The sequence below is a fragment of the Herbidospora yilanensis genome, from assembly GCF_001570565.1.
Classification (GTDB): Bacteria; Actinomycetota; Actinomycetes; order Streptosporangiales; family Streptosporangiaceae; genus Herbidospora; species Herbidospora yilanensis.
Genome location: NZ_BBXE01000025.1, coordinates 117,986 through 135,440 on the forward strand (window position 1 = coordinate 117,986; position 17,455 = coordinate 135,440).

The 17,455-nt window shown below is 72.0% G+C and carries 11 protein-coding genes; 1 reads left to right on the forward strand and 10 read right to left on the reverse strand.

The features are described 5' to 3' along the window. Window positions 1-161: 161 nt before the first annotated feature. Window positions 162-899: an endonuclease/exonuclease/phosphatase family protein gene (locus AW273_RS20085; protein ID WP_062349992.1), complete on the forward strand. Its 738-nt coding sequence runs from the start codon at window positions 162-164 to the stop codon at window positions 897-899. 18 nt (window positions 900-917) lie between these two features. Here the strand turns inward: AW273_RS20085 and AW273_RS20090 are convergent, their stop codons facing one another. The 10 genes from AW273_RS20090 to AW273_RS20135 all read right to left on the reverse strand — a co-directional run bounded on the left by AW273_RS20090 (window position 918) and on the right by AW273_RS20135 (window position 17,420). Further along, on the reverse strand, window positions 918-1,499 hold the full coding sequence (locus AW273_RS20090) for an RloB family protein (RefSeq protein ID WP_198168249.1): 582 nt from the start codon (window positions 1,497-1,499) through the stop codon (window positions 918-920). 49 nt (window positions 1,500-1,548) lie between these two features. Beyond that, entirely contained in the window at window positions 1,549-2,760 is a 1,212-nt protein-coding gene (locus tag AW273_RS20095) for an AAA family ATPase (protein ID WP_062349996.1), read from the reverse strand. Window positions 2,761-3,109: 349 nt separating this feature from the next. Further along, entirely contained in the window at window positions 3,110-3,283 is a 174-nt protein-coding gene (locus AW273_RS20100; RefSeq protein ID WP_062341273.1) for an MbtH family protein, read from the reverse strand. Further along, window positions 3,280-4,185 (reverse strand): methyltransferase, encoded by a 906-nt coding sequence (locus AW273_RS20105; protein WP_062349999.1) that lies wholly within the window; start codon window positions 4,183-4,185, stop codon window positions 3,280-3,282. Before AW273_RS20105 ends, AW273_RS20100 begins: the two co-directional genes overlap by 4 nt. A gap of 10 nt (window positions 4,186-4,195) precedes the next feature. After that, entirely contained in the window at window positions 4,196-5,500 is a 1,305-nt protein-coding gene (locus AW273_RS20110) for an MFS transporter (RefSeq protein ID WP_062350001.1), read from the reverse strand. Next, on the reverse strand, window positions 5,485-9,531 hold the full coding sequence (locus AW273_RS37960) for a non-ribosomal peptide synthetase (protein ID WP_198168250.1): 4,047 nt from the start codon (window positions 9,529-9,531) through the stop codon (window positions 5,485-5,487). The genes AW273_RS20110 and AW273_RS37960 overlap by 16 nt, the downstream gene beginning before the upstream one ends. Beyond that, window positions 9,528-10,175, reverse strand: a complete 648-nt coding sequence (locus AW273_RS20120; protein WP_062350005.1) for a DUF6875 domain-containing protein — start codon at window positions 10,173-10,175, stop codon at window positions 9,528-9,530. The genes AW273_RS37960 and AW273_RS20120 overlap by 4 nt, the downstream gene beginning before the upstream one ends. Further along, the gene (locus tag AW273_RS20125; protein WP_062350007.1) at window positions 10,172-11,458 is read right to left on the reverse strand and encodes an FAD-dependent oxidoreductase; all 1,287 of its coding nucleotides are present in this window, start codon (window positions 11,456-11,458) and stop codon (window positions 10,172-10,174) included. The genes AW273_RS20120 and AW273_RS20125 overlap by 4 nt, the downstream gene beginning before the upstream one ends. Then, entirely contained in the window at window positions 11,458-14,376 is a 2,919-nt protein-coding gene (locus AW273_RS20130) for a non-ribosomal peptide synthetase (RefSeq protein WP_062350009.1), read from the reverse strand. Before AW273_RS20130 ends, AW273_RS20125 begins: the two co-directional genes overlap by 1 nt. After that, a complete protein-coding gene (locus tag AW273_RS20135; protein ID WP_062350012.1) occupies window positions 14,373-17,420 on the reverse strand; it encodes a non-ribosomal peptide synthetase in 3,048 nt (1,015 codons plus the stop codon). The genes AW273_RS20130 and AW273_RS20135 overlap by 4 nt, the downstream gene beginning before the upstream one ends. Window positions 17,421-17,455 lie beyond the last annotated feature (35 nt).

Genomic DNA, 17,455 nt, shown 5'->3' on the forward strand with positions numbered 1-17,455 from the left:
CCAAAAAGGCACTTCTGTACCATTAGAAGTGCCTTTGGGGGAGGTAAAGCGTGATACTACGAGTAATTACCATAATGGGGCTTTTGTCGACTCCAGCGTCGACGCCGACACCGCCACCACCCGTGCCCGTGGCGCCCGCTCCCGCACCGGCACCGGCGCCCGTGACCACGCCGGTTCCGGACCCCGAGCCCGCCGCCGAACCGCTCAGGTTCCTCACCTTCAACGTCTGCGGAGGCCTGTGCGAAAACGACTTCTCCCTGGCCAGGTGGACGTCTTTCCTGCTGCGCGAGACCCAGGACGCCGACGCTTTCTTCCTTCAGGAACTGTGCGGCCGGCAGTTCGACGCGCTGCGCAACCGGCTCTCCGGCCGATACCACGCCGCATATGTGGTCACCGTCCGCAAGAACAAGGCGTGCCGCCGGAACTGGGGCGACCGCCGTTTCGGCATCGCCGTCTTCGTGAAGGGCCCGGTGCTGGCCCGCGGAGTCTGGGCGCTGCCGAACCCGCACCGCGACGAACCCCGCGCCCTCCTCTGCCTGGACGCCGTCCTCGCCCACCGCGCGACCCGGCTGTGCACGACGCACGTCGACTACAAGGGCCACAACCGGGAGATGCACGTCAACTACATCGACACGATCATCCGGGGCTGGACCGGCCCGCTCGTCATCGGCGGCGACCTCAACCTGAGCCCGGGAACCCTGCCGATCCGCAACCTCTACCGCCGCTTCCACGAGATCGACCCGCTGGCGCGGGTGACCTTCCCCGAACAGGACCTGAAGATCGACTACATCCTGTTCAGCGACCACTTCTCCGGCTTCACGGCCAGCGGCGGAGGCTGGCGGCCCTGGGTGTCCGACCACCGCGTGCTGCGCGGCTCGGCCCGATCCCATGACATGTGAGGCCCTGTCGGCGAGTCGTCAGGGCCGGCTGGACGGCCTTTCGACCGAGGCCAGGAAGTCGGCCATCGACGATGACGGATTGTCGTGCGGGAAGGAGGTGCCGTCGGCGGTGTGACGGGCCGCCAATGCCCGCGCCCGGTTGGCCGCCGTTTCACGGTGGTCCAGGTAAACGCTGGGATCGATGCTCTTGCCCTGCCTGCCGTCGAGCTTGCGGCTCTTCTTGCCGGCCTGATCCGTGGTGAGAAATCCGGTGTGTACGTCGAGGTGAAGAATCAGCCAGAGTTCGAAGCAGGGGTTGGAGATCGCCAGATTGACGCCCTGTTTTCCTGCCAGGTCGACGGCCTGCCGGAGGTCGGGGTGATTCTTCGGCCATTCGACGTCGAAGACGCACCAGCATTCGTCGATCTCGTCATCAGACCTTCGGTCGATCGCGCGTCTGACGAGGTTCAGCGGCGCGCCCGGCTCGGGGTCGATCACGATTTCGATCGCGGTGTCCGCACGGATGTGCGGCAGGCGCCTCAGACCGTTGATGTAGTCGGGCTCCGACTCCTTCCCCTCGCAGAACACCACGATGGTCTTGCGCTCGGGGCGGTTCGCCACCTTGCGGCGGAGGTCCTTGGCCTTCGTTCGACGGGGGGACATCGCTCGATCAGCCGATCAGCCCCAATGACCGGAGGAAGTCGGTTCTGTCGACGTCGGGGACCGCGCCGAATCTGCCGTGCAGGTAAGCCCGTTCGAGATTCTGCGACTTCCTGACCCGCTCTCCGGCGAACTCGGCCAACGCTCCGAGCTTCGTGGTTCCGTCCGCGCCCTTCTCGGTCAGCCACACCTCGTCGCGGTTGAGATGGTTCAGCAGGCTGGTGTCATGGGTCGTGAAAATGAGCTGGGCCCCTTCAGGATTGGTCGCCGGGTCAGCGAACAGGCGTATGAGCTGGGCGGACAGCGTCGGGTGGAGGCTGGCGTCGAGTTCGTCGAAGAGCACCGGGCTACCCGCCTCAAGAGCCGTCAGCACCGGTCCGATGACACGGAACCACGTGCGGGTGCCCTCCGATTCCGCGGCGAAGTCGAGCGGGGCCGTCGACTCCCCGAAGCGATGGACCAAGCGCACTTCATAGCGGCCCCTGTATACGGAACGGGATCGCGGCCGGAACGCGGGATCGATCTCCTCAAGCAGCACGTCGTCGATACCGAGATCAGCCAGCCGCAGTAATGCGAGCGCCCTGGCGCGGTGCTCGGATCCGTCGAACCAACTCTCCGTCGAGGCCTCGGACCTTCGGCCCGGCCTCACCCCTAGAGAACGGATCGAGAGCAGACGGTCGGCGAAGGCGGTGACCAGCGGCTCGTCGAAGCGACGGGCGATCGACAGGGCCAGAGCCCGGTCGGTGAGCAGCTCCCGCGTGCCCGACAGGGCGCCGAGACCGCGTTGCAGTTTCAGGCTCAGGCCGTCACGTTCGAAGATCCTCCGCCGATACTTCTCCGGATAATGGAACAGGCCCTCGTAGGCGATCGCCTGGGCGTCGAGTGACACGACGTACTCGAACCGCACACCCGAGATCACGAACTCCGCGGTGAAGTCGGAAGCGGGGGCGGAGCCGTCGCCGAAGGCGAAGGGGTCGACGGGGATGCCGTCGTCCCAGAACCGCAGCGAGTTGGCCACCGCGTCGACCAGCCACTGCACGGCCGCGACCACGTTGGACTTGCCCGACGCGTTCGGGCCGTAGATCGCGGCGACCGGCAGGAGGCTCTCACCCAGGTTGGCGACCGCTCGCGCCTCCGGCCGGTCGCGATCGACGGCGACCATCGAAAGCTCGGCCGGCTCCAAGATCGAGCGGAAGTTGGCGACCTCGAATCGGATGAGCACAACGTCCCCTTCTCGCAGATCTACTGCGAGGATAGCCGTGCATTCGTCGAATCTCGACGAAATCAAGCCTACGTCGACGCCTTACCCGCAAATCGATACTTGAATACTTGCTCAGATGTTTGATCAACGGAAGAACCGTCGATAACTCTCCGTAACCATCATCGTTCAGACGGAGGGGACATCGATGAACGACCACCCGCATCACGACCACGAGGACGCCGACCACGAGCACGAGCTCGACTGCGGCGCCGAGGCCGCCTGTGGTCCCGGCCACTGCCACGACCACTCGGCTCGCTAGGAAGAACGTGTCCGGGCGGGCCGGCGCAGGCTCGCCCGGACGCGTTGTTCGTCAGGCCGGGCGGGCGCTCTTGGGGCGCATGTCCGTCCAGACCTCCTCGATGTGGGCCAGGCACTCCTCTCTGGTGCCTTCGAAACCGTCCGGGTGCCAGCCGTCGGGGATCTCCCGTCCGGCGGGCCAGAGAGAGTACTGCTCCTCGTCGTTGCGGACGACCAGGTGGGTCACGACGTGCTCCTTGCGGTGATGAGGGTGTGCGTGGGGGAACGGGTCAGGTCGGTGGTGGTGATGTCGGCGGCGCCGGCTTCCCGGAGCCAGCCCGTGAGCTCGTCCGTGGTGTAGAGGCGGCCGCCCTGGGTGAGCCACAGGTTCAGCGCGAAGCCCTCGGTGAAGGCCTGGTCGGCCAGGCCGCCGCGCGGGGTCGTCGTGGTCTCCAGGATGTGGACGTCGGCTCCCGACGCCACCGCCTCCCGCACCAGCCCCCGGGCCCGTTCGCGGGAGAAGCCGTGGACGACGTTGAACAGCAGCACGTGGTCGTAGCCCTCCAGCGTCAGCGGCTCCGACAGGTCGGCCTCAACCAGGGGAAGCGCGCTGGGCGTGCCGGGCAGGTCGACGACGACCGCGTCCAGGCCCGGAGTGGCGTCCACGAAGGCCTTGGCGAAGACGCCGTGGCCGCCGCCGACGTCGGCGAGCCGGCCGGGGGTCATCGGGATCAGGCCGACGACCTCTTCGGCGAGCCAGCCCGCCAGGCCCGACTGGAGCCGGTGGAAGACGGCCAGCTCGTGGGGGCGGCCGGAGAGCCAGCGATAGAAGTCGGCCCGGGGCCGCCCGCTGGAGACACCGTCGAAGAGGTCCTTCCAGAACTCGCCGAGGATCGACGACCACAGGACCAGCGGGGTGCCGTATCCGGCCGAGACCCAGCCGGGCGAGGCCGCGAACACGTCGTCGTCGCGGGTCAGGTAACCGGTCGTCACGAGCAGGTCGAGCAGGAGGGTCAGGCCCTCCTCGTCGGCGTCGAGCACCTTGGCCAGGTCGGTGGCCGTGCCGGGCAGCGCCTCGAAGACGCCGAGCCGCACGGCCGCCGACCCCGCGTGGGCCGACATCGCGCCGACGATGTCGAGCAACGGCATCGGCGGGGTCTCATGCGGTGGCGGGTTCAACGGCATCGCGCACCTCCTCCTTCGCCCGGGGGGCGGGCTCCTTGCGCAGCAGCACGGTGACGGCGACGACGGCCAGGATGAGCGCGTCCACCAGGATGACGAACGCGATGCCGCGCCCCTCCCCCGTGCCGATCACCCGGCCGGCGGTCCCGGCCAGCGCGCCGCCGTCGCGCAGCAGCGGCCCGGCGACGAACTCGGCCAGCGGCCCGGCCAGCAGGTAGGCGAACGGGCTGCCGATGCCGCCGATCGTGTGCACGGTGCCGAGCACGCGGCCCAGGCTGTCGGGTTCGATGCCGCTCTGGAGCACGGCGTTGCCGGAGCCCTGCACCACCGGCAGCGTGAACAGGAAGGCGGCCGCCGCCCCGGCGACGATCCACGGGCTGGGCTGGAGGGTGTGCAGCACCAGGAAGACGCTGCCGAGCAGCATGAACACGCCCATGCCGCGGACCCGCCTCTTCGGGCCGCCCCACAGGCCCATCACGATGCCGCCCAGGAACACCCCCGACCCTCCGGCGAACATGAGCGCGCCGAGCACGGCCGGGGAGCCGAACGACAGGATCAGCGGCTGCACCAGCACCCCGGCCACGGCGAAGCAGAAGTTGTACGCGGTGAACGTCAACGTCAGCCGCATCAGGTCGCCCCGCCGCCGCAGGTAGTGCCATCCGTACGACAGGTCGGTCAGCGGCGCCTTCGCCGACCCGGCGCCGGGCGCCTTCACCACCGACGCCGGCAGCTTCACGACCAGCAGCGTCGTCACCGCGAGGGCGAAGGTCACCAGGTCGAGCACCAGCACGCCGGTCATCCCGATCGCGGCCAGCAGCGCCCCGGCCGCCAGCGGCGCGGCGATCTGGGTGGCCACGGTGATCTGCATGAGGCCGTTGGCGCGGGCGAGGTGGCGTTCGGGGATGAGCAGCGGGGTCATCGCCTGGTAGGTCGTCATGTGCAGCGTCCCGCAGATCGCGCCCACGAACGAGCCGAGGCAGATGTGCCACACCTGCAGCGCGTCGTGGTAGAGCAGCAGCGCCTGCGCGCCGGTGCTGAGCGCCACGACGCAGTCGCTGACGATCAGGACGCGGCGCCGGTCGAACCGGTCGACGATCACCCCGGCGAACGGGCCGACCAGGATGGCGGGCAGCAGCCCCGACAGCATGACCAGCGCGAACAGGGTGGTCGACTGGGTGTTCTGGTAGACCCAGACGCCGAGCACGAAGCCCGTCAGGCTCGATCCGACGCCGGAGACCAGCGACGACAACCAGACGATGCCGAATCTCACGAGGTCAGGCACATCGCCTCCACGTAACGCCGGATGAGCGCCCGGTCGGCGGCCGGGCAGGTGATCCCGGCGGCGGTCAGCACCTTCCGGGTGCGCGAACAGTCGAACCACGGCCGGGGGAAGACCGGCCGCTCCTCGGGCAGTTCGGTGACGAACGCCGCGAGCGGCAGGTCGGGCAGCCCGTCGTGGACGGCCGCCCGCCACTCGGCCCACGGAACCAGCCGCACGCCGAGGGCCTCGGCGATCTCCGCGTAGGTGATCGTCGCCTCGTTGAAGTAGTGGTGGTCGTCCCCCGCGCCGTGCAGCACGTGGTGGACGATCGCGTCGGCCACGTGGTCGACCGGGGAGACGTCCTCGTCGTAGGGCATGTCCGGGGCCATGCCGAGCCGCGTCATCGTGGCCAGCAGGCGGCTGAAGTAGTCGCCGTCGTTGCCCCATCCGGTCCGGCTGTCGCCGCCGATCCTGGCCGGGCGGTGGATCGAGACGGGGATGCCGCGCTCGCGCGCCTGCGCGGCGAGCCGGTCGGCGACCCATTTGGTCTGGTTGTAGCCGCCACCCAGGCCGGTCGGGTCCTCCGGCACGTCGGCCTCGGTGATCCGGCGGCTCTGGTAGGCCTTGCCGAGGTGGACCCCGAGCGTCGAGACGTGGTGGACGGGCACGCCCCCGCCCAGCGCCGACAGCCGCAGGACCGCCAGGGTGCCGCCGACGTTGACGTCCTTCAGCCGGTGGTACGGCTCCGCGAAGTTGATCAGCCCGCCGTTGTGGCAGATGACGTCGACCCGTTGGGCGAGGCGGGCGAACTCCTCCTCGGACAGGCCCAGCCGGGGCGAGCCGAGGTCGCCCGGGATGCCGACGACCCGGGCCTCGGGCAACCCCTGCGCGGCCAGCGCGGCCCGCACCCGGGCCTCGGCGGCGGCGGGGGTGCCGGCCCGGACGAGACAGAGCAGTTCCGAGACGGGGGCCAGCCGGGCGGCGAGGTGTGCCCCGAGGAAGCCGGTCGCGCCGGTGAGCAGGACCGTTATGCCCGACCGGTCTCTCGGGACGGTCACCCGGATGTCGCCGGGCAGCACCGCCTCGGCGAGCAGGTCGGGTTCGTCCGAGGTCGCGTGGGTGCCTTCGATCGTGGCGGCGAGCTCGGCCAGGTCGGCGGTCTCGAACAGGGCGCGCAGCGGGAGGGCGACGCCGAGCCGGTCCTTCAGGGCCGCCAGCACGCGGGCCGCGAGCAGTGAGTGGCCGCCGAGTTCGAAGAAGTTGTCCCGCCGTCCGACCCTCCGGTCGCCCGCGACGACGACCGACCAGACGTCCGCGACCGCCTGTTCGGTCGGGGTCCGCGGGGCCTCGTAGGGGGCCGACACCGTGACCTCGGGCAGGGCGGCCGTGTCGACCTTGCCGTGGCCGGTGCGGGGGACGGTCTCCAGCGCGACGAACATGTCGGGCACGAGGTGGTCGGGCAGCCGTTCCCGCAGGTAGGAGCGCAGGTCTGACTCCCCGGCGACGAACGCGACCAGGCGGTCGCCCGCCGACGTCACGTGGGCGTCGCGCACGCCGGGGTGCGCGGTCAGCGCCGCCTCGACCTCGCCCGGCTCGATGCGGTGGCCGCGCACCTTGAGCTGGCGGTCCTTGCGGCCGGCGAACTCGAAGCTCCCGTCGAGACGCCGCCGGACCAGGTCGCCGGTCCGGTACATGCGTGCCCCCGGCACCCCGGAGAACGGATCGGGCGTGAACCGCTCGGCGGTCATCGCCGGCTGCCCGAGGTAACCCCAGGCCAGGCAGTCGCCCGCGAGGTGGAGCTCGCCGTAGACGTTGTCGGGGGCGAGCCCGCCGTGGCCGTCGACGACGTAGGCCCGCACGTGCGGCAGCTCGGTCCCGATGGGCAGGTGCAGCGGCGTCGTGGGCTCCGCGGCCGTGTGCGTGGTCGCGCATACCGTCGCCTCGGTCGGGCCGTAGTGGTTGACCAGCGGGGTGCCGGTCGCGGCCAGCCAGGTCGCCAGCGCCGCGGCCGGCACCGACTCGCCGCCGACCATCATCAGCCTGACCGGCCATTCGATCCGGCGTCCGGCCAGCTCGTCGGCCCAGCGACGCCAGAGCGAGGCCGCCGTGTCGACGGCGGTGATCCCGTGACGCTCGACGAAGGCGAGCAGCGCGTCGGCGTCGAGGCGGGCCGGTTCGTCGTGCAGGACCAGCGCGCCGCCGGTGGAGAGCACCGGGAACAGGTCGCCCACGGACGCGTCGAAGGTCAGCGGCGGGATCATCAGCACCCGGTCGGCGGCCGTGAACCCGTGGACGTCCACGAAGGCCCTGGTGAACCTCCGCAGCGAGTCGTGGCCGACGGCGACGCCCTTGGGCGTGCCGGTCGAGCCGGAGGTGAAGATGACGTAGGCGAGCGAGCTCGGTTCCACCGGGGCGTGGTCGCGTGGGTGGAAACCCTCGTGGTCCACGACGCCCACGGCGTTGGCCGCCGCCAGCATCCGTTCCACTCTCTCCGGAGGGTGGCCGGGGTCGAGCGGCAGGTAGGCGCAGCCCGCCTGGAGGATGCCCACGATGGCGGCGACGGCGTCGGGTCCGGCGGGGAGACGTACCCCGATGACGCTGCCTTGAGTCAGCCCGGCCAGGTCGAGGGAGGCGGCCCGGCGCAGCAGCTCGCGGTAGGTCACCGTCTCGGTGTCGGTGATCACCGCGGGTTCGTCGGAGGGCGTGATCTTCCAGGCCGGCGCTTCGTAGGGGACGGCGCCGGGGGCGCGGGTCTGGAGGGGGACGTCCCAGACGCCCTGGTCGGCGTCGTCGACGGTCGCGCGCAGGACGGCGACCATGTGGTGGCCGATCGCGTCGACCGAGGCGGCGTCGAACAGGTCGGTCGCGTAGTCGAGGTGCACGCCGTCGCCCTCGACCACGAGCGTCAGGTCGAACCGGGCCGGGGGCGCGGCCAGCGCGTGGGCCCGGCCGGTCAGCCCCGGCGCGACCTCGATCGCCCCGCCGGGCTCCCCGGTCACCAGCATGACCTGGAAGATCGGGTTGTGGCTGAGGTCGCGCCGCCCGCCAGTCAGCTCGACGACCGAGTCGAACGGCAGCGTGCGATGGTCGAGCGCGGTCATGGTGGTCTCGCGGGCGAGCCGGACCACCTCGCGCAGCGTCGGGTTCCCGGTGAGGTGGGTCCGCAGCGCGACGGTGTTGACGAACATCCCGGCCGTGCGCTCCAGCTCGGGCAGTTCGCGGTCGCTGACCGGGGTGCCGATGACGACGTCGTCGGTGCCGGCCATCCGGGCCAGCACGACGTTCAGCGCGGCCAGCACCACCATGAACACGGTCGTCCGGTTGGCCTGCGCCCAGGCCCGCAACTCCCCGGCGAACCCGTCGGGGTAGACGACCGACCGGCGGTCGCCGTCGAAGGTCGGCCGGGCCGGGCGCGGCCGGTCGAGGGGCAGGTCGAGCAGCCCGCTGACGCCGTCGAGCCGCTGCGCCCAGAACGCCCGGTCGGCCGCGTCGGTGTCGCGGGTCGCCAGCCACGCCGCGTAGTCCGGATACTGCACCTGGACGGGCGGCAGGCGCTCCCCCCGGTAGAGGGCGTAGACCTCGTCGAACAGGATGCCGGTGGTCTCGCCGTCGCACACGATGTGGTGCCAGCACATCGCCAGCACGTGCCCGTCGCGGTAGGGGATCAGCAGCACCCGCATCAGCGGCGCCCGCGCGAGGTCGAACCCGTGGGAGAGGAACTCCTCGATGGTGCCCTCGGTCGAGAAGGGCACCTCGGCCGACGGGACGACGTGCTGGCGGGGCACCCCGTCGCGGACCACGATCGCGGTCCGCAGGGACTCGTGCCGGGCCACCAGGGCGTCGATCGCCCGGCGCATCCGGGGCACGTCGAGGTCGCCGGTCAGCTCGTGGGCCGCCCAGCACAGGTAGCGGTCGCCGTCGAACCCCGCCTGGTCGAGGAACCACAACCGTTCCTGCGACGGGGCCAGCGGCGCGTCGGCGCCCGGGTCGCGGCGCGGGATCCCGGACCGCTGCGCCGCGACCCGCGCCATACGTTCGGACAGTCTGCTCACGAGGGCACCACGTCCCGCAGATGGGCCGGGACGCGGTCGCCGAAGATCGCGCGGTACGCCGACACGTGCTGCTCGCGCGAGGTCAGGAACGGCAGGTCGGTGCTGACCATGTGCCGCACGACCAGCATCGGGACCGGCGCCTCCAGCGGGCGCAGCAGCGGGTTCCATAACCCGCCCTTGTCCGGCGGGCCGTCGTGGAACTCGCCGACCATGACCCCGGCGGGCACGTGCCGGTCCTTGAGGATCTCCTGGGCGCCGTCGATCAGGTCGAGCCGCCGGGCCGCGTCCGGGAACAGCACCAGCACGGCCGTGTGCATCGAGTCGGCGATCGACCGGGGGGCGAGTTCGCCGAACCACTTCCGGTACGGCTCCACCGCGGCGACCACCTCCTCGACGGTCTCCGGCCGTCCGGGGCGGATGGCGAGCAGGAACCGCCCCCGGTCGATGGAGCCCTGGGCGTAGGGGCAGACCGGACCGCGGCGGCCCAGTTCGGGGTGCGGGCGGCACAGGTACTCGCGCGCCCACGCCGTCACCGTGCGGAGCTGGCGGATGTACATGGCGCCCAGCGGGTGGAGGGGGCACCCGCTCTCGACGTCCTTGACGTCGAACAGGCGTAAGGTCGGCTCGTCGGGGTGGGTGATCACTTCGGGTGCCTCCTGTCGCGGCGCCAGAGGAGGGCGGCCGCCAGCCCCACGGCCGCCGTCATCCCTCCCGCGCGGACGATCCGGTCCTGCTTTCGCGCACGCCGCAGCGCCTCGCCGTACGGCATGGTGGTGTGGCTGACCATCGTGTAGAGCGGTCGCCACATGTCGGGCAGCAGCCGGCTGAGCACGGTGTCCACCTGCTTGCGGGCCAGGTGGAGCGGGGAGCGCAGCCGGTCGCGGAGTTCCAGGAAGTTGTCGGCCGACAGGTCGGCCAGCACGTCGGTGTGCGGTTTCCTGCGCCGCTGATACGCGGCGAAGGCCGCGCCGAGATCGTCGGGCCGGGCCTCGACGCATTCGGCGAGGACGACGCAGTCCTCGAACGCCGAGTTCATGCCCTGCCCGTAGAAGGGGTAGACGGCGTGGCAGGCGTCGCCGATCAGCACCGCCCGGCCGTCCTCGTGCCACTTCGAGGTCCGCACGGTGACCAGGTGGCCGACCGGGTTGCGGGCGAGTTGCCCCACCAGGTCGGGCAGGTCGGCGGCCGGGAGCACGCTCTTGACGAACGCCGCCAGGTCGGGCCGCACGAGATCGTGGTGGTCCATGAACAACGTGCAGGTCAGCGACCCGTCGACGTTGGGGTGGGCGACCATGAGGCCCTGGTCGCCGGGCCAGACGTGCAGCGCCTCCAGCCGTTCGGTGTACGGCAGGTGCAGCTCCTTGTAGCCCCACGGCAGGAACTCCTGCCGGAAGTCGGCCGGCCGGCCGCGCAGGAGTTCGGCACGGACCGCCGAGAACGCTCCATCGGCGCCGACGATCACGTCGGGGGTGATCGTCTCGCCGCCCGCCTGGAACGACGGGGCGTCGCGGTCGATCGCGGTCACCGGGGTGCCGAAGAAGAACCGCACCCCCTGGAGCTTCTCCGCGTGCTCGACCAGGGTCCGGCTGAGGGCGTCGCGCCGGATCGAGTGGAGGATCTCGCCGGGGTCGCGCCCGTACGGGTGGAAGAACGGGCGGCCCTCCCTCGGGTGGACGTACCGGCCGCGCATCGGGACGGTGTGGGCGCGCACCGCCTCCCACAACCCGGCCTTGCGGAGGGCGCCGATGCCCCGGGCCGACAGGCCCAGGTTGATCGAACGGCCCTCGTCGGGCGGCGCGACCCTGGGGTCGGCCCGGCGTTCGTAGACGTCGACGCGGTGGCCCTGCCCGGCCAGGTACACGGCCAGCAGTGAACCTGCCAGCCCCGCACCGACCACCGCGAAATGGATGTTCAGGTCGTCGCGCATCAGCGCTCGGCCTCCTCCAGGATCTCGTCGACCGCGGCCGCGAAATCGGCGACCGTACGGCTGGCGAACAGGGTGCGCACCGGGACGACCAGGTCGACGGCCCGGCGGATGCGCGCCACCACGCGGGTGGCGAGCAGCGAATGCCCCCCGAGGGCGAAGAAGTCGTCGGTGGCCCCCACACGCGGGACCCCGAGCACTTCGCCGAATATCTGTGCGACCAGTTCCTCGGCGTCGGTCCGGGGGGCGACGTACGCCTCTCCGGCCACGCCGGGGGTGGGCAGCGCCGTCCGGTCGAGCTTGCCGTTCCGGGTCAGCGGCAGCTCGGGCAGCGGCACGATGTGGCCCGGCACCAGATGCTCGGGCAGGGTGCGCCGCAGGTGGGCGCGGAGGTCATCGGGGGCGGGGTCGCCCGTCACATAGGCGACCAGGGAGCCGTCGAGCGCGATCACGGCGGCGCTCCGCACCGAGGGGAAGGTGGTCAGCGCGGCCTCGACCTCGGCGGGCTCTATGCGTACACCCCTGATCTTGACCTGGTCGTCGAGGCGGCCGAGGAACTCCAGATCTCCGTCGAGTCTCAGGCGCGCTCTGTCGCCCGTGAGATAGCGGCGGCCGTTCGGCGCCGGCACGAAGCGCTCGGCGGTGAGGCGCGGCCGGTTCAGGTAGCCCCGCGCGACGCCGACACCGCCGATGGCGAGTTCGCCGGGGATCCCGGGCGGCACCTCCCGCTGCCGGGCGTCGAGGATCGTGACCGTGGTGCCCGCGATCGGGCGGCCGATCGACGGCTTGCCGTCGCCGAGGTCGGTCGCGGTGGCGATCACCGTGGCCTCGGTCGGGCCGTAGGTGTTGACCAGGCGGATGCGATCGCCGAAACGGCCGCGCCAGCGCTTGACCGCCGAGGCCGCGACGGGGTCGCCACCGAGGATGACGAGCCGAAGGTTCGGCGGCCAGGCGATCTCGTCGATCTCCTCGACGAGGGCATGCCAAAAGGAGGTCGGCAAATCGAGCACGGTTACTCGAGCCCCTTCGGAAGTGGTCAGGAAATCCGGCAGGGTGCGCCCGCCATTGGGCAGCATCACGACCGTAGCCCCCGCTTCCAAGGATGGGAAGATCTCTTCCACGTGGGCGTCGAATCCCAGTTCAGAAAACTGCGCCACGCGGTCGCCGGGCTGCAGGTCATAGGCCGTGCGCATCCAGGAAACGCGTTCCGATACGCTCTGGCGATCGATCACGACACCTTTCGGCAGACCGGTTGACCCCGACGTGTAAAGCACATACGCGGGTAAGGAATCGTCGGAGATTTCTGTCAGAAGGGGCCCGCTCAAATCCCCCGGCCGCACCGCCGCGATTTCCGGTAGGAACGCCGCGTCGCCCACCAGAATGCGCGCGCCACCGTCGCGGAGCAAAGTCAAGATACGCGCGGCGGGGAAGCCGGGATCGACCGGCAGATAGGCCGCCCCGGCCCGCCAGACGGCCAGCAGGACCGGAACGAGATCGAGGCTCCGCTTGAGACCCACCCCCACGACGTCCCCGGGCCGCACCCCGCGGGCCGCCAGCCCGGCCGCCATCCGCGCGACGCGTTCACCCAGCTCCCGATAGGTGAGCTCGACGCCGTCACAGGAGACGGCGGGGGAATCGGGATCCGGCTCCGGGGGCCGGTCGGCTTCGGGTGCGTGCCCGGCCGGGCCGGCGCCGCCTTTCGGCGCAGACCGGTCGAGGTCGCAGAACAGGTCGAGATCGCCGCATCTCTCGCCGGGCCGCTCCGCGATGTCGGCCAGCAGCGCCTGGAACCGGGCCGCGAACCGTTCCGCCGTCGCCCGGTCGAAGCGGCCGGCATCGTAGGTGAGGATCAGGCCCGTCTCGGCCGGGCCCTGATAGACGTCCAGGGCCAGATCACACTTGGCCGAGGCCAGGCCCGAGTCGTAGATCTCGACGTCGAGGTCGCCGAGGCGGGGGCGCTCGGTGGTGGTCCGGGTGTACTGGAACATCGCCTGGAACCGCACCCCGCCCGGCACGTCGCCCGGCACATCGCCGTGGTCGAACGAGCGCAGCACCGCGCCCCGCGCCCGGCGCAGCGCCTCGGTGAACGGCGGGTCGTCGCCCAGGTCGGTGCGGAGCATCGCCAGGCCGGTGAAGTAGCCGACCAGGGCTTCGGTGTCGACGCGGTCGCGGCCGAGCATCGGGGTCGCCACGCAGACGTCGTGCTGGGCGGCGTGCCGGGCCAGGAACACCTGGAAGGCGGCCAGCAGCACCATGAACAGGGTGCCGCGCTCCCTCCTGGCGAGGGCCTCCAGCCCGCCGACCAGCTCCGGCGGGAGGGTGGCGAAGATCTGGCCGCCCTCCCCGGTCGCCCGGGGCCGGTCGCCGGGCAGGTCCAGCACCGGCAGGCCGCGCAGTTCCGCGTCCCAGTAGCCGGGATGGGAGCGATCCCCGCGCGCCACGTGGTCGGCGTAGGTGATGGGCAGCGGCGGGAGCACGCCGCCCCGGTAGAGGGTGTCGAGTTCGCGCAGCAGCACGTCGACCGACCAGCCGTCGGCCGCGATGTGGTGGATGACCAGGCAGAGCACGTGGTCGTCGGGGGCGGCCCTGATCAGGGTGAACCGGGCGACCGGGCCGGCGGCCAGGTCGAACGGCCGGTTGGCGCGTTCGGCCACGGCCGCCGCGGGGTCGGCGGTCTCGATCCGCTCCAGGGGCGGCCCGGCCGGGGTGACCAGCCGGACCGGGTTCCCGTCGTCGTCTTCGGCGTACCGGCCGCGCAGCACGTCGTGCCGCCGGGTGATCGCGGTGAGCGCGGCCTCCAGCGCCACGTCGTCGAGGCGGCCCCGGATGCGCAGGGCCACCGGCATGTTGTACGACGCGTCGGCCGGGTCGAGGCGCTGCAGGAACCAGAGCCGCCGCTGCCCGGCCGACAGCGCACTCACAAGCCGGCCCGGCGATCGGCCACGTCGGCCGCGATCCCGGCCACGGTCGGCACGTCGAAGAACACGTAGAACGGCACGTCGACGCCGAGCCGGTCGTGGATGCGCGCGGCGATCCTCGCGATGGTCAGCGAGTGGCCGCCGAGCTCGAACAGGCTCTCGTCGTCGCCGATGTGGTCGAGCCCGAGCACCTCCTCCCAGATCTCCCGCACGACCTCGGCCGTCTCGTCGGCGGCCGTCCCGGTCTCGGGCGCGGGAGACAGGTCGGGCGCGGGCAGCGCCGCCCGGTCGAGCTTGCCGTTGGGGGTCAGCGGCATCCGGTCCAGCGCCACGAACACACTGGGCACCATGTAGGCGGGCAGCACCCGCGCGGCCTCCCGCCGCAGGTCGCCGACGCCGCCGACCGTGTAGGCGACGAGCTCCTCCTCGTGTACGGCCACCGCCGCCTCCTGGGCGTGACCGAGCAGCACCGCCTCGATCTCCCCCAGCTCGATGCGGTGCCCGCGCACCTTGACCTGGTCGTCGGTCCGCCCGAGGAACTCCAGCCCGCCGTCCCTGACGCGGACGCGGTCGCCGGTCCGGTACATGCGGGCCCCCACGGAGCCGAACGGGCACGGCAGGAACCGTTCGGCCGTCAGCGCCGGCCGTCCCAGGTAGCCGCGGGCGAGCCCGGCGCCGGTGATGTACAACTCCCCCGGCACCCCGGTCGGCACCGGCCGCAGGTCGTCGTCGAGCACCAGCAGCCCGGTCGCGGCCAGCGGCCCGCCGATCGAGATCCGCGCCGGGCCGGGCGGCACCTCCGCGATGGTCGACCAGATGGTGGTCTCGGTCGGCCCGTAGACGTTGAACAGCCGCGCCACCCTCGGACGCAGCCGGGCCGCCAGCGGCAGCGGCAGCGCCTCCCCGCCGACCAGGGCGGTGACGGGCGCCTCGAACCCGGCGTCGGCCAGCAGCCGCCAGGTCGAGGGGGTGGCCTGGACGTGGGTGACGCCGTGGGCCGAGATGAGCGCCCGCAACGCGCCGCCGTCCGCGGCCTGGGCCTCGGTCGCGACCACGACCCGCCCGCCGGTGACCAGCGGCAGCCACAGCTCCAGCCCGGAGATGTCGAACGACCACGACGTGACCGCCAGCCACGTGGCCGAGGGGCCCGAACGTGTCTCGTCCCTGATGGACATCAACAGGTTCGTCAGCGCGGCGTGCCCGACCTCGACGCCCTTGGGACGGCCGGTGGACCCGGAGGTATAGATGACGTAGGCCCGCTCGCCGAGCGGCCCCGATCCGTCCGACGACCCGATGGTACCGCTTGCGGACACGGGCAGGCCGAGGGCTACTCTGACCGGCCCCGACCCGTCGCCCGACGATCCGGGAGCACCATCGGACGACCCGATGGTGCCGCTTGCGGGCGCGTCGAGGTTCATTCTGACCGGCCCCGGCAGGTCGCCGCCCGCGTCGGCCAGCAGCGCGCTCGCGCCGCTGTCGGCCAGGACGTAGTCGAGCCGCTCCGGCGGGTAGGCCGGGTCGAGCGGCAGGTAGGCCGCGCCCGCCCGCCAGATGCCCAGCACACCCGCGACCAGCCGCTCCGACCGGGCCGCCGAGATGGCGACGAGGTCCCCGGGGCGCACCCCCGCCCGTCTGAGGCGGGCGGCCACCGCGTCGGCCCGCTCGATCAGCTCGCGGTAGGTGAGTGTCCGTTCGCCGACGACCGCGACGGCGTCCGGGGTCCGGGTGGCCTGGGCCGCCACTAGGTCGGGGACGGCGGCGGCCTCCGGGTAGGCCCGGCTGGACCACAGGCCCGGCGGCTCCTCGGCCACCGGCAGCGCGTTCAGCGGCGTCGCCGGTTCGTCGGTGACGTGGCGCAGCACGTCGAGCAGGTGGGCGGCGATGCGTTCGGCGTCCGGGCGCGGCATCGACGCGGGCGGGAACTGGAGCATCACGCCGAGCCCGTCGGGGCCCTCGACCAGGTGGAACCGCAGGGCGTTGCGGGCGACGTGGTTGAACTCCACCCACTTCACCTCGGTCCGCAGGCCGGGGAACTCCGGAGGCGATATCCGCCGCCGGTAGGTGAGGGAGACGGGGGCCAGCGCGATGCCGGGCCGGGTGCCGGGGGCGGCCCGGCCGAGAGGCACCTCGCGCACCCGGTAGAGCTCGCGCAGCCCGGCCCTGATCCGCCGGGCGTAGTCGGTGAACGGCAGGTCGGGCCGGGGGTCCGACGCGAACGGCAACTCGTTGACGTGGACGCCGACGCGCCCGGCCGCCCCGGCCTGCCGGGTGCCGAGGTCGAGGGCGGTGACGGGGCCGGCGTTGCCGTACCGGAACAGCAGCGCGTGCACCGAGGCCACGACCAGCTCGAACCGGGTCACCCCGAGCTGGGCGGCGGCCTTCTCCAGGATCGGCTCGGTCAGGAAGAACTCGACCGACTCCCCCGGCTGGACCGCGTCGTCGGGCCGGTCGAGGCCCGGCAGCACGACGTCGGGGAACTCGGTCGGCCGCCCCGACCAGTAGGCCCGCGCGGCCGGCAGCCCCTCGGCGACCCGGCGGGCCTCGGCGGCCGGGTCGAACGGCTCCGGCGGATCCACCGGGACGGCCTGCCCGTGACGAGAGACGGCGTAGAGGCGGGCCAGGTCGGCGACGAAGACGTCGGTCGACTGCCCGTCGAAGACCAGGTGGTGGGCCACCACCAGCAGTTCGTGCTCGGCCGGGCCGAGCCGGAACAGCGTGATCCGGGTCAGCGGCCCGGCGGCCAGGTCGAAGGGCCGCAGGATCGCCTCCCGCCGCGCGCCGGCCAGTCGGCCGGGATCGGTCTCGACGACCTCGAAGGGCACCGGCGGCCCTTCGACCTGGTAGGGAGCGCCGGCCTCCTCGCGGACCGCCGCTCGCAGGGCGGGGTGCAGGGTGACCACGCCCGCGCAGGCGTGGCGCAGCGCGTCCACATCGAGATCACCGGAGAACCGGATCGCGAAAGGCATGTGGTGGACGGCCCCCGCGCCGCCGAGACGTTCGTTGAACCAGATGCCGCTCTGCGGCACCGAAAGTGGTACTCGTGACATTACCCGCCCCAACGCTTCGCTTATTTCGTGAGTAT

Bases quoted from the DNA above. Each gene is read 5' to 3' on its own strand.
- AW273_RS20125 (WP_062350007.1), bottom strand. From the start codon at position 11,458: ATGCGCGACGACCTGAACATCCATTTCGCGGTGGTCGGTGCGGGGCTG.
- AW273_RS20135 (WP_062350012.1), bottom strand. From the start codon at position 17,420: ATGTCACGAGTACCACTTTCGGTGCCGCAGAGCGGCATCTGGTTCAAC.
- AW273_RS20105 (WP_062349999.1), bottom strand. From the start codon at position 4,185: ATGCCGTTGCTCGACATCGTCGGCGCGATGTCGGCCCACGCGGGGTCG.